General features: G+C 58.8%; 17 protein-coding genes. 7 read left to right on the top strand and 10 right to left on the bottom strand.

The window, feature by feature from the left end; translation table 11 throughout:
• Positions 1-12 precede the first annotated feature (12 nt).
• Positions 13-1,107 carry a TRAP transporter substrate-binding protein gene (locus tag LA304_RS08795; protein WP_224502774.1) on the bottom strand — a complete coding sequence of 365 codons (1,095 nt, stop codon included), beginning with the start codon at positions 1,105-1,107 and terminating at the stop codon, positions 13-15.
• 360 nt (positions 1,108-1,467) lie between these two features.
• Here LA304_RS08795 and LA304_RS08790 point away from each other — a divergent pair, with 360 nt between their 5' ends.
• Positions 1,468-2,892, top strand: coding sequence for a cache domain-containing protein (locus tag LA304_RS08790; RefSeq protein ID WP_224502773.1), 1,425 nt, complete (start codon positions 1,468-1,470; stop codon positions 2,890-2,892).
• Entirely contained in the window at positions 2,889-3,533 is a 645-nt protein-coding gene (locus LA304_RS08785) for a response regulator transcription factor (RefSeq protein ID WP_224502772.1), read from the top strand. The genes LA304_RS08790 and LA304_RS08785 overlap by 4 nt, the downstream gene beginning before the upstream one ends.
• Before the next feature lie 137 nt (positions 3,534-3,670).
• Here LA304_RS08785 and LA304_RS08780 read toward each other — a convergent pair whose 3' ends face one another.
• Both LA304_RS08780 and LA304_RS08775 read right to left on the bottom strand, forming a co-directional pair.
• Positions 3,671-3,907, bottom strand: coding sequence for a thioredoxin family protein (locus LA304_RS08780; RefSeq protein WP_224502771.1), 237 nt, complete (start codon positions 3,905-3,907; stop codon positions 3,671-3,673).
• Between the two features lie 12 nt (positions 3,908-3,919).
• On the bottom strand, positions 3,920-4,981 hold the full coding sequence (locus LA304_RS08775) for a permease (RefSeq protein ID WP_224502770.1): 1,062 nt from the start codon (positions 4,979-4,981) through the stop codon (positions 3,920-3,922).
• Positions 4,982-5,255: 274 nt separating this feature from the next.
• Between LA304_RS08775 and LA304_RS08770 the strand changes: the two genes are divergently transcribed.
• The gene (locus tag LA304_RS08770) at positions 5,256-6,314 is read left to right on the top strand and encodes a Hint domain-containing protein (RefSeq protein WP_224502769.1); all 1,059 of its coding nucleotides are present in this window, start codon (positions 5,256-5,258) and stop codon (positions 6,312-6,314) included.
• Between the two features lie 77 nt (positions 6,315-6,391).
• Here LA304_RS08770 and LA304_RS08765 read toward each other — a convergent pair whose 3' ends face one another.
• The 3 genes from LA304_RS08765 to LA304_RS08755 form a co-directional block, all read right to left on the bottom strand.
• Positions 6,392-7,480 carry a TRAP transporter substrate-binding protein gene (locus LA304_RS08765; RefSeq protein ID WP_224502768.1) on the bottom strand — a complete coding sequence of 363 codons (1,089 nt, stop codon included), beginning with the start codon at positions 7,478-7,480 and terminating at the stop codon, positions 6,392-6,394.
• 247 nt (positions 7,481-7,727) lie between these two features.
• The gene (locus LA304_RS08760; RefSeq protein ID WP_224502767.1) at positions 7,728-8,024 is read right to left on the bottom strand and encodes a hypothetical protein; all 297 of its coding nucleotides are present in this window, start codon (positions 8,022-8,024) and stop codon (positions 7,728-7,730) included.
• Positions 8,025-8,111: 87 nt separating this feature from the next.
• A complete protein-coding gene (locus LA304_RS08755) occupies positions 8,112-8,591 on the bottom strand; it encodes a cupin domain-containing protein (RefSeq protein ID WP_224502766.1) in 480 nt (159 codons plus the stop codon).
• A gap of 145 nt (positions 8,592-8,736) precedes the next feature.
• Here LA304_RS08755 and LA304_RS08750 point away from each other — a divergent pair, with 145 nt between their 5' ends.
• Both LA304_RS08750 and LA304_RS08745 read left to right on the top strand, forming a co-directional pair.
• Positions 8,737-9,702 carry a LysR family transcriptional regulator gene (locus tag LA304_RS08750; RefSeq protein ID WP_224502765.1) on the top strand — a complete coding sequence of 322 codons (966 nt, stop codon included), beginning with the start codon at positions 8,737-8,739 and terminating at the stop codon, positions 9,700-9,702.
• A gap of 177 nt (positions 9,703-9,879) precedes the next feature.
• Complete coding sequence (locus LA304_RS08745) at positions 9,880-11,145, top strand: MFS transporter (RefSeq protein ID WP_224502764.1); 1,266 nt, start codon at positions 9,880-9,882, stop codon at positions 11,143-11,145.
• 136 nt (positions 11,146-11,281) lie between these two features.
• Here LA304_RS08745 and LA304_RS08740 read toward each other — a convergent pair whose 3' ends face one another.
• On the bottom strand, positions 11,282-11,983 hold the full coding sequence (locus tag LA304_RS08740) for a hypothetical protein (RefSeq protein WP_224502763.1): 702 nt from the start codon (positions 11,981-11,983) through the stop codon (positions 11,282-11,284).
• A gap of 222 nt (positions 11,984-12,205) precedes the next feature.
• Complete coding sequence (locus tag LA304_RS08735) at positions 12,206-14,089, bottom strand: PhoX family protein (RefSeq protein WP_224502762.1); 1,884 nt, start codon at positions 14,087-14,089, stop codon at positions 12,206-12,208.
• 523 nt (positions 14,090-14,612) lie between these two features.
• On the opposite strand from LA304_RS08735, the gene LA304_RS08730 reads away from it, so the two are divergent.
• On the top strand, positions 14,613-16,361 hold the full coding sequence (locus tag LA304_RS08730; protein WP_224502761.1) for an acetolactate synthase 3 large subunit: 1,749 nt from the start codon (positions 14,613-14,615) through the stop codon (positions 16,359-16,361).
• 126 nt (positions 16,362-16,487) lie between these two features.
• A complete protein-coding gene (gene ilvN / locus LA304_RS08725) occupies positions 16,488-17,054 on the top strand; it encodes an acetolactate synthase small subunit (RefSeq protein WP_224502760.1) in 567 nt (188 codons plus the stop codon).
• Between the two features lie 300 nt (positions 17,055-17,354).
• Here ilvN and LA304_RS08720 read toward each other — a convergent pair whose 3' ends face one another.
• A complete protein-coding gene (locus tag LA304_RS08720) occupies positions 17,355-17,606 on the bottom strand; it encodes a hypothetical protein (RefSeq protein WP_224502759.1) in 252 nt (83 codons plus the stop codon).
• A gap of 24 nt (positions 17,607-17,630) precedes the next feature.
• Positions 17,631-21,317 carry a vitamin B12-dependent ribonucleotide reductase gene (locus tag LA304_RS08715; protein WP_224502758.1) on the bottom strand — a complete coding sequence of 1,229 codons (3,687 nt, stop codon included), beginning with the start codon at positions 21,315-21,317 and terminating at the stop codon, positions 17,631-17,633.
• Positions 21,318-22,088 lie beyond the last annotated feature (771 nt).

The following is a 22,088-nucleotide window of genomic DNA, read 5'->3' as shown; positions in this document are numbered from 1 at the left end:
CAGTGAATTGGCTTACTTCAGGTTTGCAAGCACGCGGTCACGCTGTGCGGTGTAAACGCTGTCGGAACGACCGGACCAACCGGAGGTCGCTGCCATGGCGGCCTCTGCGGAGGTGCGGATTTCCGCGAACAGTTCGTCATCCATGTAGCCGTCGAGCACTTCCTTGGACGCCGCGCCATAAGCATCCCAGACGTCGTCAGAGAATTCTTTGGCCTGAACACCGGCCTGAAGCAGACGCTGGAGCGCCGGACCGTTGTTCGCCATGAAGAGCGCGTAGTTGTGCTGGTGCGCATCACCAGAAGCCACTTCGATGGCTTTCTGCTGTGCCGGTGTCAGGCTCTCGAAGACTTCGAGGTTGGTGACGGTGGAAAGGGCTGCGCCTGGCTCGTGGAAACCGGCAGGGTAGTAGTAGTCACAGACTTCCTGCAGGCCGAGCTTTTCGTCGGACCACGGACCGATCCACTCGGTGCCGTCGAGCGCGCCGGAGGAAAGCGCTTGGTAAATCTCGCCGCCCGGAAGCACCTGAACAGACGCGCCGAGTTTGGAAAGTGCCTGACCACCGAGGCCCGGCATACGGAACTTGAGACCCTGGAAGTCGGCTGCGGATTTGATTTCCTTGCGGAACCAGCCGCCACCCTGAGCGCCCGTCTGACCGGCAATAAACGGTTTCAGACCAAAGATTTCGCCGAGGTTGTGGTGCAGTTCCATACCGCCCATGCCGTAGTACCACACCATCATTTCCGGAGCGGTCATGCCGAACGGAACGGTGGTGAAGTAGGCCCATGCCGGATGCTGACCGGTGAAGTAGTAGTCTGCGCCGTGATACATGTCTGCCTGACCTGCGGTCACAGCGTCGAACACCTCGAGGCCACCGACGAGTTCACCAGCCGCTTTTGGCTCAACGGTGAGCGTGCCATCAGAGATTTCGCTGATGGAGGATGCAACCCGCTCAACGGAGTCCCACACACCAGCAAGTCCGCGCGGCCATGTCGTAACCATGGTCAAGGTGCGCTTCCCCTGCGCATACATAGGTGCAGCGAGCGTGGAAGCTGCTGCAGCGGAAGCACCGCCCAATGCGGACGTTTTCAAAAAAGAACGACGATCCATAGATAATTTCCTCCCAAGATGGTCTATGGCGATTTTAAAGTCTTCGAACCCGCATCACCCTGCCGCCGTCTCTCCCGCACGCATTCCCTCCCGAATGTGACGGCAAATAGCCGCTCCCCGGACACGGGCGTAAACAGAGACAGATCAGTGGACAAGCGAACGCTGGGCCAAATCGTCCGTTAACGTTATCGGCGGCTTCCCGCTGAGGAAATACCCAACACTACGCAGTTTGCGATTTTTTGTGAGTTTTTTGCATGACCAAACGTAACTTTACTACCGCGCAAACCGCTCCCGCATGATTGACGCGCTTCCCCTGCCCGCTATTGTGAGCACAAATCGTCCAGAGGATCCCAGCACCCGATGACCCGGCTCTTTCCGGAGTTAACCTATGCGCGCAAATTGTTCTTGCTCGCCACCGTGCCGCTGATCCTCTCGGTGGCGGCGATTGCGCTCGTTGTGGCGCATCAATCGCGGACAATGGCCCAGATGGAGATCGCGGAACTTGAGAGCCAGCTGATCTCGGCCAAAAAGCAGGAATTGCAGAACTATCTCCAACTCGCCCGTGCCTCGATCACTGCCGAATACAACCCTGCCCCGCCCGACGATTCCGAGGCAAAAACCAAGGTCACGCAGATACTGTCCGCGATGACCTACGGGAAAGAGGGCTATTTCTTCGTCTACGATTATGATGGCACGAACCTCGTGGCCCCGCGTCAGACGGACCTGATCACCCGCAACTGGCTCGGCCTCACCGACCCCGAAGGCACCCCGATCGTGGACGAGTTGATCGAACTGGCGAAACGCGGCGGCGGGTACCACTCGTATCTTTGGCCGAAACCCTCCACCGGCGAGTACGCCCAGATGATGAGTTATGTCATCGGCCTGCAGGACTGGCAGTGGGCGATTGGCACCGGTGTATTTATTGACGATGTCCTGACCTCGGTTGCAGCCGCCCGCGCCGAGGTGGAAACGCGTATTCGACGCACGTTTGCCTATATCGGCGCCATTACGATGGCGGCGGTGTTGCTGGTTTTCGCGACGGGCGTGAGCATTACGATCCACGAACGTCGCCTCGCGGATGCGAAGCTGAAAGAGCTCACGCAGCGGATTTTCGACACGCAGGAAGAAGAACGTGGCCGCGTCGCCCGCGAGTTGCACGACGGGATCAGCCAGATTCTCGTGGGCGTGCGCTATGCGCTCGAACTCGCGCGGCGCCAGCTAAAAAACGAAGACCCCAAAGCCCCTGCGAGCCTCGATCGGAGTTTCGAAATGCTCGGCGGCGCGATTTCCGAAGTGCGCCGTATTTCGCGGGATTTGCGGCCCGGCGTGCTCGACGATCTCGGCCTCGGCCCTGCCCTTCAGGCCCTCGCGGAGGAGTTCGAAAGACGAACGGGGATTGCGACCGAACTTGAAACAGTTGTCTTCCGCAATCGCCTCGACGAAGAAGCTCGGATCGCGCTCTTCCGCATCGCGCAGGAGGCGCTGACAAACATCGAACGCCACGCCGCAGCCACAGAAGTCTCGATCAAACTGGCCGGTCACCGCAAGGGCGCTACCCTGCTGATTTCAGACAACGGGCGCGGGTTTGATCCCGTCGCCGGAACAAAGAGCAGTCGAGGCATTGGCCTTCGCAACATGGCGGAGCGTATGGAACAACTGGACGGCACACTGACCATTACCGCCCTGTCACCCGGCACCGCCATTGACGCGACCGTCCCACTCAAGCATATCCTCCCGCCCGCAGGGTCAAACCGCCCGAGATCCGAAATAGGAAACGCCCGATGACCGAAAATGTGACACGAGTTCTGATTGTTGACGATCACCCGATGGTCGCCGAGGGCATCCGCGCCCTCCTCGAAACGTTTGACGAAATCGAAGTTGTCGGCACCCTGAGCAATGGTCGCGAGGCGGTGGATCAGGTCATTGATCTTGCGCCCGACGTGGTGCTTCTGGACCTGAATATGCCGCAGATGGGGGGACTGACAGCCACCGAGCTTTTGCTCGAACGCAGCCCGCGGACGCGCATTCTGATCCTGTCCATGCACGACAGCCCCGAATACATCGGTGCCGCTCTATCGCATGGAGCAATGGGATACGTGCTCAAGGACAACCCGACGGAGGACGTCAAAGACGCCATCGATGCTGTCATGCGCGGGGAGCAGTATTTGTGTGACGGGGCTCAGGCGGCTATTGGGCCGAAGATCCGGGATGGGCGGGAGCCGCTCACGGATCGGGAGCAGACGATCCTTCTCGAACTGGCTCAGGGCAAGTCGAACAAAGAGGTGGCGGCGGCACTTGAGATTTCTGTCAGAACTGTCGAGACTCACAGGAAAAATATCAAACGCAAGCTCGGAATTTCCTCCACGGCAGGCCTCACGCGCTATGCGATGGAGCACGGCGTTTTGCAGGGCACGGGGCGGTTTTAACCCCCTCCTCCGGCCTGTCAGCAGAACGTCGGACATGTGTCGGAATTTTGTCGGCACGCCGGTAGAAACCTTTACTCTCGTGTTTGATGGCGGAACGCCTCCGGCGGGAGTATTTGCATCACGAAAAAGACCGCGGGTTAGGCAGAGAGCCAGTCTTCGAGCTTGTTTTTATCCGGCAGGCCGCCCGCGTGGACGAGTTTGCCGTCGATCGAAATGCCCGGTGTGGACATGACGCCTGCCATGGCGATGGATTTCGGGTCGGTGACTTTTTCGACCTCGACCTCTAGCCCGAGTGATGCCGCCGCATCGCGGACCATCTGCGCGGTGGTTTCGCATCGCTTGCACCCCGGCCCGTAGACTTTCACGGTGGTCATACTTCTCTCCTTTCAAAAGATCAGGTTGAACAGGAAACCAACGGCGAGAATGCCGCTCCCCACGACGCAGATGAAGACGGCGATAAGGCGATAGGTCAGGACCTGTTTGAGAATAATCATTTCCGGCAGGCTCAGGGCGATCACACTCATCATGAACGCAAGCACGGTGCCCAGTGCCGCGCCCTTGCCCAAAAGCGCCTCGACAATCGGGATCACGCCGGCCGCATTCGTGTACATGGGGATGCCCAGAACGACGGCTGCGGGCACGGACCACCAAGCCTCTGCGCCCATAATGGAGGCCATCAGGTTTTCAGGAACGTAACCGTGGATCAACGCCCCCATCGCAATCCCGAGCAAGATCCATTTCCAGACCTTCCCGAAAATTTCCCGCACCGCTTCAATCCCGAGGCGGTAGCGATCCACCATCCTGCGCCCCTCGCATTCCGGCATATCCGGTGCGCTTGCGCCGGAATGAATGTCGCGGACCCAATCCTGGAGCCAGCCTTCGAGATGCAGTTGACCGATCACAAAACCCGCGGCAATCGCGATCCCGAGGCCGAAGGCGAGATAAGTGAGCGCGACCTGCCAGCCGACCAATCCGAACAAGAGAACAAGCGCCACCTCATTGACCATCGGCGCTGCGATCAGAAAGGAGAAGGTCACGCCAAGGGGCACGCCTGCTGACACGAAACCGATGAAGAGCGGCACGGCAGAGCAGGAACAGAAGGGCGTGAGCACGCCAAGACCTGCGGCAAACACATTGCCGATGCCTTCACGCCGACCGGACAGAAGCGAGCGGGTTTTCTCGGCGGAGAAATAGCTCCGCACCACCCCCATTGCAAAGACGATGAGCGTCAGGAGCATCATCACCTTTGGCACGTCATAGAAGAAGAACGCGAGCGCCTCTCCGGTATGGCTGTGACGGTCCACGGGGATCGCGGCAACGATCCATTCTGCAATCGGAGAAAGTTGCCGATAGAGCATCCACCAAAGCGTGACGAAGAGCGCGACACCGATGTGCCATCGCCATGGGTCAGGCAGACTGTGGAACGGGCGGGAAACATGGTCCGACATCCTGCGGCCCTCCTCTGTTTCGCCTCTCTTGAAGTGCGGCGGCAAGTCGCCGCTGGCCTTGCAAAAAAATCGGTCAAAAACGCGAAGTCATCTACATATTCGCACGAGAAAGTATATCGCACTCCGCGCAGCGGCGACATGAGACATGGTGTCCCGCGCTCACAGACACAAATCCCCTCCAAATTTAAGGAAGGACTGGACAGAAACGCCCTGAAAATGCCAATTTCCACTGAGAAACTCGTAGTATCCGTAATCGAATTGGTAGGCTGGCAAAATGGCAACGTTTGACACCACGTATTGGGCAAGAACTGACGGCCTTAACGCAAAAAACGCGGCTCTGAACATCAAGAGCGATGCAGCCGTTGAATTGAATTTTGTGGCGGACGGCGCGGACGGTGACCTCATTCTAGAAAGCTCCGGGAATGGTACAGGGGATCCTGACACGCTGGTCGAGATCAACGGGGTTTTGTACAATTTCGAATTCGAGGTCTCAGGCACTTTGCCGTTAAACGAGGGCAAAGTACCGGACCAGTACGAAGGCCACGAAGTCTACATTATCACGGTCTACGACTACAATGGACCAGGGAAAGACCAGCGCCTGTACTTCCTACCCAATGACAATGCGACCGAAGCCGAGATGAATAGCTTCGGGAACGGCGCGGTCGCCATTGATAATGCGACTACGACGCCGACGCCGACTGCGATTTGCCTTCTCAAAGGCACCCTGATCCGTACACCCTTTGGCGACCGCCCTATCGAGGTCTTGAAAGAGGGTGATCTCGTCCTGACGGCCTCAGGCGCGCAAAAGCCGATCCGCTACGTCACCTATCAACGGTTCCGCACGACTGCATCTGCCGATCGACTCGGCGCACGTCCGCGATGCATTCCGGCGGATTTCTTTGGCGAAGGCCAGCCGACGCGTGATCTCTACCTGTCGATCAACCACCGCGTTGCACTCTCCGGCGCAGAGGTTGAGTTGCTCTTTGGAACAGAGCAGGCCTTTGCGCCCGCGAAGTTCCTGTCCGAGATCGAAGCTTCCGAGCAGGAAACTGGCAAATGGATTCACTGGTATAACCTGCTGCTTGACGAGCACGAGATCATCATCGCAAACGGGCAACCTGTGGAGAGCCTGTTCCTCGGCGAAGTTTCGTCCGAGAACCTGTCTGCGCGGGACCGCAATGAGATTGAGGAGCGTTTTGGCGATCTCACGGAGGCGCACATCGCCCATGAGAAAACAGGCCTGCCGACCCTGACCAAGCACGAAGCCCAAGTGTATCGCGAAGCGACCGGCCTGACGGGTGCAATGGTCTCCGAGGCAGATATCGCCGCCTGATCACGGCTGCATTTCGAAATAGAAAAGCCGCGCAGAGTGTTCTCTCTGCGCGGCTTTTTTGTTGCTTGTCAGACCGATCAGTCGAGGCCGAGCACGCGGTTACGCTGTTGGGTGTAGAAGCTGTCGGAGCGGCCCATCCAACCGGAGGTCGCGGCCATCGCGGCCTCTGCGGAGGCGCGGACTTCTGCGAAGATTTCGTCGTCCATATACTGGTCGAGCACTTCTTTGGAGGCTGCACCGAACGCATCCCATACGTCTGCCGGGAATTGTTTGATCTGGGTGCCACCCGCGATCAGGCGCTGGAGCGCCGGGCCGTTGTTCGCGAGGAACAGTGCGTAGTCGAACTGGTTGGCTTCTGCCGCGGCGTTGTCGATGATGCGCTGCTGGCCCGGGGTGAGGGATTCAAACACATCGAGGTTGGTGTTCACGGAGAGCGCGGAGCCCGGCTCGTGGAAGCCAGCCGGATAGAAGTAGTCACAGACCTCTTGCAGACCGAGACGCTCATCGGACCACGGGCCGACCCATTCGGTGCCGTCGAGGGCGCCGGAGGACAGGGCCTGATAGATGTCGCCCGCCGGCATCACCTGCACGGAGGCGCCGAGCTTGCCGACCACTTCGCCACCGAGACCCGGCATGCGGAGTTTGAGGCCTTTAAAGTCTTCGACAGAGGTGATTTCCTGACGATACCAACCGCCACCCTGCGCGCCGGTCTGGCCGCCGATGTTGGTGTGCATGCCGAAGATTTCACCCAGTTTGCGGTGCAGCTCCATGCCGCCCATACCGTAGTACCACACAGCCATCTCCGGCGCGGTCATGCCGAACGGCGCGGTGGTGAAATAGGCAAACGCCGGGTGCTGACCCATGAAGTAGTATTCAGCGGAGTGGTAGATGTCAGCCTGACCGGAGGTCACGGCGTCAAACACCTCGAGACCACCCACAAGCTCGCCCGAGGCCCGCGCGTCAATGGTCAGCTGGCCTTCGGACATGGTGTTCACGCTATCAACGAAACGCTCGACAGCATCCCACACACCAGCAAGACCACGCGGCCACGAACACACCATGGTCAGCGTGCGACGGCCCTGCGCATACATCGGCGCGGCAAGGGTCGAAGCGGCAGCGGCAGAGCCACCCAAAGCGGAAGTTTTCAGAAAAGAACGACGGTCCATAATTTCACTCTCCATATGGCGCGCGAGGGAGGAGGCTCGCGCCAAATCGCGCGCAACCTACAGAGGGGACACGAAAGATTGAAGGGGCCGGGCCGCGACAATTCCGCCTAAAATTGCGCGGAGATGCAGAGGGCACGCAGCATATTTGCGCAGGAGGGCGATTTCGGGACACAAAACAGCGCCTTGATACCCAGTAGTGGGGAGTGCAGAGCGAAGCCTCAATCGTTCGCTCTGCAAAGGCCCCCTCTCACTGCCGCGATTTTGCGACGAGGACGACGAAGAGGATCATGTCGAGGAAGAGCACGATCGACATCACTGCGGCGATGGGGTCGCCGACGGGGTTGTTCATGTGGATCAGCGCGATGCCGAGGGCGATCAGGAGGGAGGCGGCCGCCCAGATGATCGCCTGAATGCGGGCGAGGAAGAGGCCGTCGATCTCTTCGTGCAGTTTGTAGTAGATGCCCATCAGGAAGAGCGACACCCAGCCCAAGAGGTTGAGGTGCGCGTGCACGGGGGCGGTTGAGTGGTCCGTGCTGATCGCCATGGCGATCCCCCATGCCATGCCCAGGAGGGCAATTACGGGGGCACAGGCAAAAGATATTTTAGATGCAGTCATTCCAAAGGTCTCCAGTTATGCAGCGGCGGCCAAAGGGGGGCCGACGACTTCAATTCCATTCGCGCGGCAAGCCGCTTCGAGCCGTAAAATGTCTTCGGAGGTTGGTTCCCCCGTATTCGGGGGCAATCCATCATAGTCCGCGACGTGTCCCGCCGTGCGGACCATCGCTTCGAACTCCCCCTTATCCGTAATCGTGAGCATGCGGGCGCCTTCCTCACTCGTCACGACAAAAGTGTGCGGAACGCCCTTCGGGGCGCATAAAACATCACCTGCGCGGATTTTGACGATTTCGTCACCAACGAGAAAACTGATTTCACCTGCCAACATGTAGAAAGTCTCGTCTTCGTTATGGTGGATATGGCGCGGAGGGGAGAAGCCGTGCGGCAAAACCTGCTCCAATAGGTATGTGCCGCCGGGGGGCGCTCCGTCCTGACGAAAGCTGCGGAACACTCCGCCCAGCATCCAGATGGCTTCTACATCACAAAGTTTCGGCATAACGCACTCCTCTCCCGTGCCGACAGACGCCTCTTTAGCGCCCTGTCGGGGGTATTGATCCGTGGTTTCATGGGGTGGGGCTTGTTTTATTCCCCCCATCCTCTTCATACTTCAGGGGCCGCTCAGAACCGAATTTTGAAACGATATGGGGTCCATCACTCTCGTGAATTTTGCGTCATTCGATCTCAACCTGCTCCGCGTGTTCGACGCCTTGATGCGCGAACGGAGCGTGACGCGGGCGGGCGACCTCATCGGGTTGAGCCAGCCTGCGGTGAGCAACGCGCTCTCGCGTCTGCGGCATCACCTCTCGGACGAGCTCTTTGTGCGTCGCGGAAACGAGATGATCCCGACGCCGCGCGCAGAGATTGTCGCGGAGACGATCCAGCGGGCGCTGAGTGATCTCGAAGGCGCGATCAACGACGAAGAGACCTTTGACCCTGCGGAGTTGGACCGTGCCTTTACGCTCTGTGGTGCAGACTTCTTCGCGACTCTGGTGATGCCCCGCCTCTTTGCCCGCGTGTCCCACATCGCGCCAGCGGTCACGCTTCGAATGATTGAGGGGGCGACGGGGGATGTGGCGACGCTCTTGCGGGACAGCATGATCGACATGGCGCTCGAGCGGGATATGGAGATGCAGGCAGACTGGGTGTCGAGCGCGGCGCTCATGGAGTCACAGTTCCTCGTGGTGGCGCGCAGGGATCATCCGGAAATTGTAGATGCTGGCGTGCGGCCGGGGGATATGATGCCGATTGATCTGTTTTGCGAGTTGCAACATGCCCTGCGGTCCATCGACGGGAGTCTGAGTGGGATCGTGGACACTTGCCTCGCGCGTGCGGGTCGGGAGCGTCGGGTGACCCTCGCCCTTCCCCATTTCCACGCCGTCGCCGTCGCGACCGCCCAAAGCGACCTGATTGCCACCATTCCGGGACAGACCGCACAGGCCGTGGCGGGAAAACTGGGCCTCTCGATCTATCGTCCGCCCGTCGAAGTCCCCAATCAGAAACTCCGTCTCTACTGGCACCGCCGACACGACCGTTCTCCGTCCCACCGCTGGCTCAGGGCGAAGATTTTCGAGACGGTGGAGGCGCTGGAAACGCCGGTGATGGGGTGAACACCACAGAAGCAGTCTGTGGTAGCTCAAAGTCTTGCGTGCTTGGGCGTCCCTCGCGTAGCGTAAAGAATGTCCTGCGCTAACGTCGCTCTCATCCTAGCGACGCGCTGAACCTGCGTTTACGACGAGAGACAGGCGCAGATCGCTTTGACGCGCCTCGAACAGAAAGCACCACGCATGATATCTGTCTTGACGAGCATTTGGGCTCTCCTTCTCGGCATTCTTCTGGTGATGCTCGGCAACGGGATGCAGTTCACCCTCATCGGCCTGCGCGGCGCGATCGAAGGGTTTTCGGCGACCGAGCTGGCAGTCGTCACCTCCGGCTATTTCATCGGGTTCCTGTCCGGCGCGCAGATCACGCCGAAGATGATCCGCCGTGTGGGGCATGTGCGCGTGTTTGCGGCGCTGGGGAGCTTCATGTCAGCGGCCTTGATCGCCCTGCCCCTTTTGACGGAGCCATGGGCGTGGACGCTGCTGCGCATCCTGATCGGGTTCTGCATGTCGGGGATTTATGTGACTGCGGAAAGCTGGCTCAACCACTCCGCGACGAATGACACCCGAGGCAAGGTATTGTCGGCCTATATGCTGGCGCAGACCTTCGGCATCATCGGCGCGCAGGGCCTTCTGACCCTCGGCGACGCTGCCACATCGGTTCTGTTTATCGGGGCGTCGATCCTCGTCTCGATCTCGTTCGCGCCCATTCTCCTGTCGGTCACGCCAGTGCCAGCGGTCGAGGTGGCACAGCCGATGCCGCTGCGCAAACTCTTCCGAAGCTCTCCCTTGGGCACGGTCGGGATTTTCCTGCTCGGGTGTATCTACGCGACACAGTCCGGCATGGGGGCGGTCTTCGGCACGCAGATCGGGCTGAGCGCATCCGAAATTGCGCTGTTTGTGGCCATGCTGTTCGCGGGCGTGTTGGCGTTCCAATACCCGATTGGCTGGCTCTCCGACAAAATCGACCGGCGCAAGGTCATTTTCGGCGCAGCCGCCATCGGCACTGCGGCAAGCGGCTTTGGCTGGATCATGGCAGACAACATCTGGCTCTTGATGGCGACGGCCTTTGTCGCGGGCGGGGTCACGACACCGCTCTACGCCCTCTTCCTCGCATACGCGAATGACACGCTGTCGCCGGACGAAATGCCCGCTGCGTCCGGAGGGCTGGTGTTCACCTTCGGGGTCGGCGCGATTGCGGGTCCGTTGCTGACCGGCGCGGTGATGGAGGCGCTCGGTCCCAACGGTTTCTGGCTCGTAACCGGCGTCACCTTTGTCGCAATCGCGCTCTACGCCGCCTACCGGATCGTCAAACGCGCAGCCGTGCCGGTCGAGGACACCGAGAGCTACCTGAACGTCCTGCCCTCGAGCTCCGCGGTGGCCGTCGAAGCCGCTGGCGTGTGGTCTGCGGAACATGGGGGGACGGAGGAGGATGAGGCTCGGTCTAATTAGGACGGGCCTGCCGAAAGGGTACACGTCCATGATCGCCCTGCCGATCTATCGGGGCGCAGAGCTGGCCTATGTGGTGGCTTGGTATTTGTGAGAGACCCTGATCGTGGACATGGAGGCGGCGTGCAGTGATTGCGCTTTAAGACTCATCGTATTTGAAGATGCCTGCTGAACACTCTGCGACCTCGCCATCAGCGAACTGTCGTGCCCGCTCCAAAAACTCGGTCTCGTTTCCGAATGAAAGATCGAACTCAACTAGGCTTTCGCCATTCGGCTTTGAGGGAATGACCGCAGAAAGCATTGCAATCACGGTGTTTTTTGCATCTTCTAGAATATCTTTTTGGTAAAGAGCTCTATCTTGGATGCAGTCCGTCAGTGCTCTTTTCTTCTCTTCTGCGAACTCACGAAGTTTTTCCTCCTTAATATGTCTCGTATAGCTTAGGATTTTGACTTCACTCGTATGTGGGTCTTCAAGATGCAAATCCACCTTTAAGTCCGGCAAAATGCCCTTAATCTGAATTTTTGCATCACCTTCCAGATGGCTAGAATTTATAGACGTTCCGACCCCTGACAATCTGGTCCAATCAAAATTACTGAAATCTACACCGATCAGCGTTTTGGCCTCGGCTTTGACCATTGCGACGGCATTATTTCCATTATCGCGTTCGTGTACTGCGATAATCGTGAGAGAGGTGGGAACAGTCGCTGTTCTAAGAAATTTTTGGTAACTTGGGGCGCCAATTATAACTTCCGCATCAGTTGTCGTAGAATTATCAAAGTAAAAATAACTTCCGGCAGCGCCTGCGAACAAGCAAACCAGAACAATTATAATACGTTCCATTTTAAAACCTCTCACAAGGGAAATAACTCGACACGATCTACGAATGGGAACCGCTAAGATTTGAGTCAAGCCCAAAGGCCAATCTTTGCAAATGGAAAGAAACATCGAGAAGTTCTGCTCAGGAAACCATCAACGTAATGCTCTCCCTAACAAAATAAGAGGCGCAGCTTTCGCCGCGCCCCTCGCCTGATAAAATTCTTGGGGGTTAAATCCCGTGTCGGCTTAGCCGATGGTGGCGCCGTCTTCGCGCCACACGGAGATGACGGCAGAGCGCGGTTTGCCGGCGCCGTCGGGCCAAGCGCCGCCCGGGTGTTGGATGCCCACAAAAGCCACTTTCTTGTCCGCGGACCAGCACAGGCCCGTGACTTCTGCGCCGTTCGGGGCGGTGAGGAAGCGGGCGATTTCGCCGGTTTCCGTGTTGCCCACGAGCATCTGGTTGTTGCCTTGGCCTGCGAAGTCGCCTTCGTTGCTGTCGTCGCCGTCGGTCTGGATCCAGAGGTAGCCGTCGGAGGAGAAGGCCATGCCGTCCGGCGAGTTGAACATGTTGCCGGCGGTGACGTTGTCAGAGCCGCCATAGGCGTTGTCGTGGACGTTCGGGTTGCCGGCCATAACGTAGAGATCCCATGCGAAGGTCTCGGAGCCGTGGTCTTCGCCGGTCGGGGTCCAGCGCACGATCTGGCCGTATTTGTTGGCCTCGCGCGGGTTCGGGCCGCCAACCGGGGTTTCATCGCCACCAGCGTTGGTTTTGATGCCGCGGTTCTTGTTGTTGGTCAGGGCGCAGTAGGCCTCGCACTTGAGCGGGTTGGCTGCGATCCATTCCGGACGGTCCATGGTGGTCGCGCCGACTTTGGAGCCTGCGATACGGGAGAAGACGAGGATTTCCTCGATGGACATGCCCGTGGTTTCCGGTGTGAGCGGGAGCCATGCGCCGGTCATGTCGTCGTTGAACTTGGCGACATAGAGCGTGCCGTCAGACAGAAGACCCTCGGTGGAGCCGCCCTCGGTCCAGGTGCCGTTGGAGACGAATTTGTACATGAACTCGCCGCGCTCGTCGTCGCCCATGTAGACCACCACACGACCGTCGTTGGCCTGCACCATCTCGGCGTTCTCGTGCTTGAAACGGCCGAGAGCGGTGTGTTTGATCGGCGTGGAGGACGGGTCGAGCGGGTTGATCTCGGTGACCCAACCGTGGCGGTAGGGTTCGTTCGGCTCTTTGGAGAGGTCGTAGCGGGTGTCGAACTTCTCGTAGGCATAGCGGCCTTCGCCACCAATGCCGTAGCGTTTGAAGTCAGCGCGTTCTTCGTACGCACCGGTCGCACCGAAGTAGCCGTTGAAGTTCTCTTCACAGGTCAGGTAGGTGCCCCAGAGCGTCTTACCGGACCCACAGTTGTTCATGGTGCCTTTGGGCGACATGCCTTCCGGATCGGCGTTGGTTTTGACGAGATCGGACCCAGCCGCCGGACCGTCCATGGTCATCACGGTCTCATGGGTGATGCGGCGGTTGTAGGGGCTGTCGACGACGACCTCGAAACCGTTGCCGGTGTCAGCCACTTCCATGACGGTCACGCCCTGCATGTTCTTGAGCATCATGACTTCGTCAGCGGACTGCGGCTTGCCCTCGGAGGCGGCCGGCAGGTTGATTTTCGGATTCACGTATTCGGAGTTGATCGCGAGGACGGTCTTATCGCCATCGACGAAGGTTTCCATGCCGTCGGTGTTTTCACCGAACACGCGGTCGGACATGGAGACGTCCACGCCGGTTTCCGGCGAGTAGGCATTCGCGGCGTCGGAGAAGAGCGCGTCGCCCCAGCGCACGAGGACTTTCCACTTGTAGCCGTCCGGCACGTGGATGTCGTGGTCGGTGGCGATGTCGATCGGCTTGAACGCAAAACCCATGTGACCGTCCGCGCGGGCGGCGGTCGTGGAGGACATGAGGCCAGCACCCATCGCGAGCGCGCCGGAGCCGAATGCGAGCGCCCCGCCAAGGAAGCCGCGGCGCGAGATTGCGCGCTCTACGACAGCGTCGAAATCATTGGTCGACGCGCGCGGGTCGCGCAGTTCGTCAAATTCGTCCCAAGACAGGTCTACGATATCCTGATCTTTCATCTTTGGCTCCATTGGCTCGGAAATTTTGTGCGTGCGAGCGCGCTCATTTTCGGCGCGTCCCGTCGGCGGAATAGTTGCCAAAGACGCGCGACAGAGATGTGACGGGTGCGTAAAGGATTGATGAAAGGAACCAGGAGGCTGTTTAAAAGAGCAAGACCTTTAGAAAAGTGTCCGGAACTCACCCCCAAATAGGTCAGTCATTTTAACATTATTTCGCGCACACCCCCTGATTGCGACATTTTATTCACGGGAGGCATCCTTTTGCGGTTGACGCCTTCTGCGGGTGCACATAATGTCCCCGCACACACAGCGAAGGATCGTTTGCCATGATTGGCACTATTGTACTTGTAGTAGGAAAGACGCGCATGGGCCGGTGACGGTAAACCATATTGGATCCCATGCGCCCCCGAGTTCACTCCGGGGGCTTTTTTGTAGCCGAAACCTCTATGAGCACTGACCAAACGGTCCATTGCGAGCCGCCCAAAACGGGCACACAGATATGACGCGTGAGACGGAGAGTAAGATGACACGTCAGATGACCGGAGCGAAAATGGTTGTTCAAGCCCTGAAGGATCAGGGTGTGGACACGGTATTCGGATATCCGGGGGGCGCCGTCCTTCCGATCTACGACGAAATTTTCCAGCAGAACGACATCCAGCACATTCTGGTGCGCCACGAGCAGGCCGCGATTCACGCTGCCGAGGGCTATGCGCGCTCCACGGGCAAGGTTGGCGTTGCGCTGGTGACGTCGGGACCGGGTGCGACCAATGCCGTGACCGGATTGACCGATGCGCTGCTCGATTCCATTCCGCTGGTGGTTTTCTCCGGTCAGGTTCCGACCTTTATGATCGGCACGGACGGCTTTCAGGAAGCGGACACAATCGGCATCACCCGCCCCTGTACCAAGCACAACTGGCTTGTGAAGGACACGGACGAGCTGTCCGGCGTCATCCATCAGGCATTCCACGTTGCGCGCTCCGGCCGTCCGGGTCCCGTCCTCATCGACCTGCCGAAAGACGTACAGTTTGCTGACGGCGAATACACCCCGCCGGCGAAGGCGAAGGTCAGCCACTACCAGCCGAAGATGAAAGCCTCCATCGAGGAAATCACCGATCTGGTGAAACTGATGGAAAAGGCAGAGCGTCCGGTGTTCTACACGGGTGGCGGCGTGATCAACTCCGGTCCGGCTGCGTCCCAACTGCTGCGTGAACTGGTGGACTCGACGGGTATTCCGATCACCTCGACGCTGATGGGCCTCGGCGCCTATCCGGCGTCCGGTGAGAACTGGCTCGGGATGCTAGGCATGCACGGCACCTATGAAGCCAACCTCGCGATGCACGGCTGTGACCTGATGATCAACATCGGCGCCCGTTTCGACGACCGCATCACCGGCCGCATTCAGGATTTCTCGCCGCACTCCAAAAAGGTGCACGTCGACATCGACCCATCCTCGATCAACAAGATCATCCGCGTGGACCTACCGGTTCTGGGCGACGTTGGGCATGTGCTCGAAGACGTGCTGAAGGTGTGGAAATCGCGCGGGCGCAAGACCGCCGATCACGCCGCATGGTGGGAGCAGATCAAGGCATGGCGCGAAGTGCGTTGCCTGTCCTACACGAACTCCGAAACCGTGATCAAACCGCAGTATGCGCTGGAGCGTCTCGAAGCCCTCACAAAGGGCATGGACCGCTACGTCACGACCGAGGTCGGCCAGCACCAGATGTGGGCCGCACAGTTCCTCGGCTTTGAGGACCCGAACCGTTGGATGACCTCCGGTGGTCTGGGCACGATGGGCTACGGTTTCCCGGCTTCCATCGGCGTTCAACTGGCACATCCCGAGAGCCTCGTGATCAACGTCGCGGGTGAAGCATCGTGGCTGATGAACATGCAGGAAATGGGCACCGCGATCCAATACCGCCTGCCGGTGAAACAGCTGATCCTGAACAACGAACGCCTCGGCATGGTCCGTCAGTGGCAGCAACTGCTGCACGGCGAGCGCTATTCCTCGTCCTGGTCCGAGGCCCTGCCCGACTTCGTGAAACTCGCCGAAGCCTTTGGCGCGAAAGGGATTATCTGTTCCGATCCGAAAGATCTCGATGACGCGCTCATGGAGATGATCAAGCACGACGGTCCTGTGATCTTCGACTGCCTCGTCGAGAAGCACGAGAACTGCTTCCCGATGATCCCGTCGGGCAAACCGCACAACGAAATGCTGTTGGGCGACGCCTCTACGGAGGGCGCAATCAAATCTGACGGGGCGGTTCTGGTTTAATGAAACACCTCGCCGACAAACTGCGCGCGATCGTCGCCGCTCTGGTCGCCACATGGGGGCTCGCCGGATGATCGCGCATCTTAACACTGATCTCGCCATGATGGCGGCCAACCGAGAGGGTTGAACATGTCTGCTCTTCGCATCCAACAGGGCTCCACGAGCCACTCCGCCTATGACCTCCGCGACTATCATGCCGATGTGGTCGAAAAGCACACGCTGGCTGTTCTGGTAGACAACGAAGCGGGCGTTCTCGCCCGCGTCATCGGCCTGTTCTCCGGCCGTGGCTACAACATCGAAAGCCTCACCGTCGCCGAAGTGAACCACGACACCCATCTGTCGCGCATCACCGTCGTGACCACAGGCACCCGTGACGTGATCGAACAGATCAAGGCACAGGTTGGCCGCATCGTGCCCGTGCACGAAGTTCACGACCTGACCGTCGAAGGCCCGTCGATCGAACGGGAATTGGCGCTCTTCAAGGTCGAAGGCACCGGCGACAAGCGGATCGAAGCTCTGCGCCTCGCAGAGATTTTCCGTGCCAACGTGGTCGACTCGACGCTCGGCAGCTTTGTGTTCGAGATGACTGGCACATCCGAAAAAATCGACGCTTTCGCCGATCTGATGCGTCCTCTCGGTCTCGTTGAGACCGCACGGACGGGTGTTGCGGCACTGGCCCGCGGTCAGGCCGAATAAGCCAAATCAACATCACAGTCCAAAAGGCCCCCGAGCGGGGCCTTTTTTATGCGTATCAATACGTTACAGATATTTTTTCAAAAGAAAAAGGAGGCCCCTAGGGACCTCCAGTCTCGCGAAATCAGGCTCATATTTGATACCGCCCGGTAGATTTTATGCCTGCGGCCCGATCCGCGTCTGGAGCGAACGCATCCGCTCCGGAAAAGGTATTCTTTCGAACCCTCCCATGAACGCTCCATCCGGGGGGCGGAAAGAGCGTTCCCTGCCCCGCCGAGTAGAGGGCGGCGGGACAAATTCTTGTTAGTGCAACACGCGACCCGTGCTTGAGTTCACCGAAAAAGTCGCCGTGCAGCCGCGCGCCAGTCCGGTGCGCAGGTGTTGGACAGAATAGGTCACCGAAAGCCCCGGAACCGCGACCACATCGGCGCCATAGAAAGCGTCTTTGAGAACGCCTGCCATGTCAGCCCCGAAATCGGCCTCGATCGTGTTGCCGCGCATTGCGACACGTTCTGCGACACATGTGTGGCCTTTGATATGAAATGCGAGTTCCATTGCGGTTTTTCTATCCTATTTTGATCAGCTGCAGCCCGAGGTGCCGCCGCAGGTGTTGCACTTCATGCAGGTGCCGTTGCGCACCAGCGTGTAGTTGCCGCACTCGCCACAGGGATCACCCTCATAGCCTTGCATTTTCGCCTTGTCGCGGGCCGACATAGAGACTGTACCCGTGGACAGAGCCGTCTCGGCGACTGGCGCCGATTTGGTTTCCGGCACGAGGGTCTGAAGCGCCGTTTCCGCATCGATGGAGCCGTCGAGCGCAACCGCACCCGTGTGCATTCCGCCTTGCAAAACAACGAGTTCCTGCGGGAGACGCTTGCGAAGGTAGCCGGTCGAAGAAATCTGTTTCAGAACTTCGATGGACTTTGCAGACGCCGCCTCAGACGGGGCTTTCACATTCGACACACCTTCTGCCGCATCCTTGTCGAGATCATCGAATGCTGCGCCCTGCGGCTTCACATGCGCGAGGTCGGTGCGGTCCAGATAGGAAACAGCGAGTTCGCGGAAGATGTAGTCGAGGATCGACGTCGCGTTCTTGATCGAGTCGTTGCCCTGAACCATGCCGGCGGGCTCGAACTTGGTGAAGGTGAAGGCATCCACGAACTCTTCGAGCGGCACACCGTATTGGAGACCCACGGACACAGCGATGGCGAAGTTGTTCATCATCGCGCGGAAGCCTGCGCCCTCTTTGTGCATGTCGATGAAGATCTCACCGAGGGAGCCGTCTTCATACTCACCTGTGCGCAGATAGACTTTATGGCCACCTACGTTGGCTTTTTGTGTGTAGCCTTTACGGCGGTCAGGCATCTTCTCGCGGCCGCGTGCGACCTCTTTGATGATGACCTTCTCGACGATTTTCTCGGCCAGAACAGCCGCTTTTTCCTGAGCGGTGCCGGTGGCGAGGATTTCCTCGGCCTCTTCATCGTCCTCGATCAGCGCGGTTGCGAGCGGCTGGGACAGTTTGGAGCCGTCGCGGTAGAGCGCGTTGGCTTTGGTGCCCAAGGACCAGGACAGCTCGTAAGCTTTCTGACAGTCTTCGATGGTTGCGTCGTTCGGCATGTTGATCGTTTTGGAGATCGCGCCGGAGATGAAGGATTGCGCCGCAGCCATCATGGTGATGTGGCTCTCGACGGAGAGGTAACGCTTGCCTTTTTTGCCGCAGGCGTTTGCACAGTCGAAGACGTTATAGTGTTCTTCTTTGAGGAATGGCGCCCCTTCGAGCGTCATTGTGCCGCAAACGTGATCATTGGCTGCATCGATGTCGGCTTTGGAGAAGCCGAGCGAGCGCAGGAGATCGAAGGACGGATCGTTCAGCTTGGACGCCGGAATACCGAGCGTGCCGGTGCAGAATTCTTCGCCGAGGGTCCACTGGTTGAAGACAAAACGGATGTCAAAGGCGGACGGAAGCGCAGCTTCGATCTTGTCGATCTGTGCTTGACCAAAACCATGACCGATCAGGGCGGTGTGGTTGATGCCCGGCGCGTTGCCGATGGTGCCGTGGCCCACGGCGTAGGACACGATCTCTTCGATCTGCGAAGACGAATAGCCGAGTTTCTCAAGCGCAGCCGGAACGGAGCGGTTGATGATTTTGAAGTAGCCGCCGCCAGCGAGCTTTTTAAACTTCACGAGGGCGAAGTCCGGCTCGATGCCCGTCGTATCGCAATCCATCACGAGACCAATGGTGCCCGTCGGCGCGATCACGGAGACCTGCGCGTTGCGATAGCCGTTTTTCTCACCGAGGCTCAGAGCCTCATCCCATGAGGATTTCGCAAGCTCAACGAGATGCGCATCCGGGCAGTTGGCGTGATCGAGCGGAACCGGCTTGACCTCAAGCCCTTCATAACCCGTGGTTTTTCCGTAAGCTGCGGTGCGGTGGTTGCGGATGACGCGGAGCATGTGGTCGCGGTTTTTCTCGAACTTGTCGAACGCGCCAAGCTCACCTGCGATCTCGGCAGACGTCGCATAGGAGACACCGGTCATGATCGCGGTCAGAGCACCCGCAAGGGCGCGGCCCTCATCAGAATCGTAGCCGAAGCCCATGTTCATCAGCAGACCGCCAATGTTGGCGTAGCCGAGCCCCAGCGTGCGGAAGTCGTAGGACCGCTGCGCAATCTCTTGCGACGGGAACTGCGCCATCATCACGGAGATTTCGAGCGTCAGGGTCCAGATGCGGGTCGCATGCATGTAGCTTTCAGCGTCGAATTTGCCGTCCTTGAGGAAGGTCAGCAGGTTCATGGACGCGAGGTTACAGGCCGTGTCGTCGAGGAACATGTACTCGGAGCACGGGTTGGAGCCGCGGATTTCGCCATCTTCCGGGCAGGTGTGCCACGCGTTGATGGTGTCGTGGAACTGGATGCCCGGATCGGCACAGGCCCATGCGGCGTGGCCAACGTCGTCCCAGAGATCGCGGGCGCGCACGGTCTTGGCGACTTTGCCGTCGGTGCGGCGCAGGAGTTCCCAATCGGCGTCGTCTTTGACGGCCTTCAGGAAGGCGTCAGTTACGCGGACGGAGTTGTTGGAGTTCTGGCCGGAAACAGAAGCGTAGGCTTCTGAATCCCAGTCGGTGTCATAGGTCGGGAACTCGATGGAAGAGTAGCCCTGCTTTGCGTAATCGAGCACGCGCTTGACGTAGGTCTCTGGGATTGCGACCTGTTTCGCGGACTTGATCGCGTCTTTCAGGGACGGGTTCTTTTTGGGGTCAAAGGCATCTGCCTCTGCGCCGTCCCAAGTACCGATGGCATCAAAGATCTGGTTGAGCTGGCGCTCGTGCATTTTGGAGCCAGCGACGATAGACGCCACTTTCTGCTCTTCGATGACTTTCCAGTTGATGAATTCTTCGATGTCCGGGTGATCCATATCGCAGATCACCATCTTCGCGGCGCGGCGAGTGGTGCCGCCGGATTTGATGGCGCCAGCCGCGCGGTCACCGATTTTCAGGAAGCCCATGAGACCGGAGGATTTACCACCGCCGGACAGCGCTTCGTTTGCCGCGCGGAGGGACGAGAAGTTCGTGCCAGTGCCGGAACCGTATTTGAACAGACGGGCTTCACGCACCCAGAGGTCCATGATGCCACCGTCAGACACGAGGTCGTCGGCGACGGATTGAATGAAGCAGGCGTGCGGCTGCGGGTGCTCGTAAGCAGAGGTGGAGCGGGTCAGCTCACCGGATTTGTAATCCACGTAGTAGTGCCCCTGCCCCGGCCCGTCGATGCCGTAGGCCCAATGCAGACCGGTGTTGAACCACTGCGGAGAGTTCGGTGCGCCCATCTGGGACGCGAGAGTGAAGCGCATTTCGTCATAGTAGGCGCGTGCGTCGTCCTCGGAGGTGAAGTAGCCACCTTTCCAGCCCCAGTACGCCCAAGCGCCTGCAAGACGGTCGAAGACCTGCTTGGCAGAGGATTCACCAGTGAAACGCTCTTCTTCCGGCAGTTTGGCGAGTGCGGCTTCGTCGGGCACAGAGCGCCACAGGAAGGACGGAACGCCCTTCTCACGCACTTTTTTCAGAGCGGCGGGAACGCCGGCTTTACGGAAGTATTTCTGGGCGATGACGTCAGACGCGACTTGCGACCATTTCGACGGCACTTCGCATTCGTCGAGTTTGAACACGACTGTCCCGTCAGGGTTTCGAATTTCCGAAGATGTGATGGAAAATTCCAGCGCCGCGTATGCGTCCTGATCAGCTTTCGTAAATTTGCGTTCGATCTTCATTGTGCCCCGACCAACCTTTTTAAAACGGACCCGGTTTTCAACCTCGGCCCCTGACCTCCGTAAAACCGCGATGCCTGACCTGCCCCGCGATTTGTCTCGACCCGATCGCAACGCCCCCGACACAGGCACCTGCGACTACCAGAGGTGGCTACATGTTGTGGCCTCGTGTCGATGAAGGACCTCTGTTCAAACGCACAAAACCACTGGCCCGACCCCGCACAAACGCAGAATCGGTTGGCTCATGTTTTACGTCCTGAACGGTCTGATCTCCGCCGGGATATCTCTGTATCTCTTGGCCGAATTTAACGGGATTTACGCATATTCTGCGTTGATCCCGCTGGCTCTCTGTTTCGATATCTCCCACGGGACCCTTGCCCCTCACCGTGTGAGAGCCACTAAATGTAGTGTGCCGCCCATCCGGTTCCCACAATGTGCAGCGTTCTCCCCCGTTTGGTCAACGGCATTTTTTACCTTTTAGATACCAAAAACCAATTGACGGAATTTGCCCACAAGCCCCTCCGATTCGTCCACTTCACGAGGTCGGATTTTTCCTTTGTTTTCCATGCCTTTCAGGCAGCCATCTCACTCTATACACGAGCTTCTGTGGATATGTGGACAACCCAAAAAAACGTCGCTGCACCTGCATCTGTGACCCACTTGCACAATCTGTCAGCACACTAGATGTTGTGGCTCAAAGCTAGGCAATTGCTGCGAAAATTGGGGGCAAGTCCCAAGTATATTGGGACAAAACACAACCTAGAGATGATTTCC

It is taken from the genome of Celeribacter litoreus (genome assembly GCF_020165855.1).
Lineage (GTDB): Bacteria > Pseudomonadota > Alphaproteobacteria > Rhodobacterales > Rhodobacteraceae > Celeribacter > Celeribacter litoreus.
This window is presented reverse-complemented; position numbering and strand designations above follow the sequence as displayed.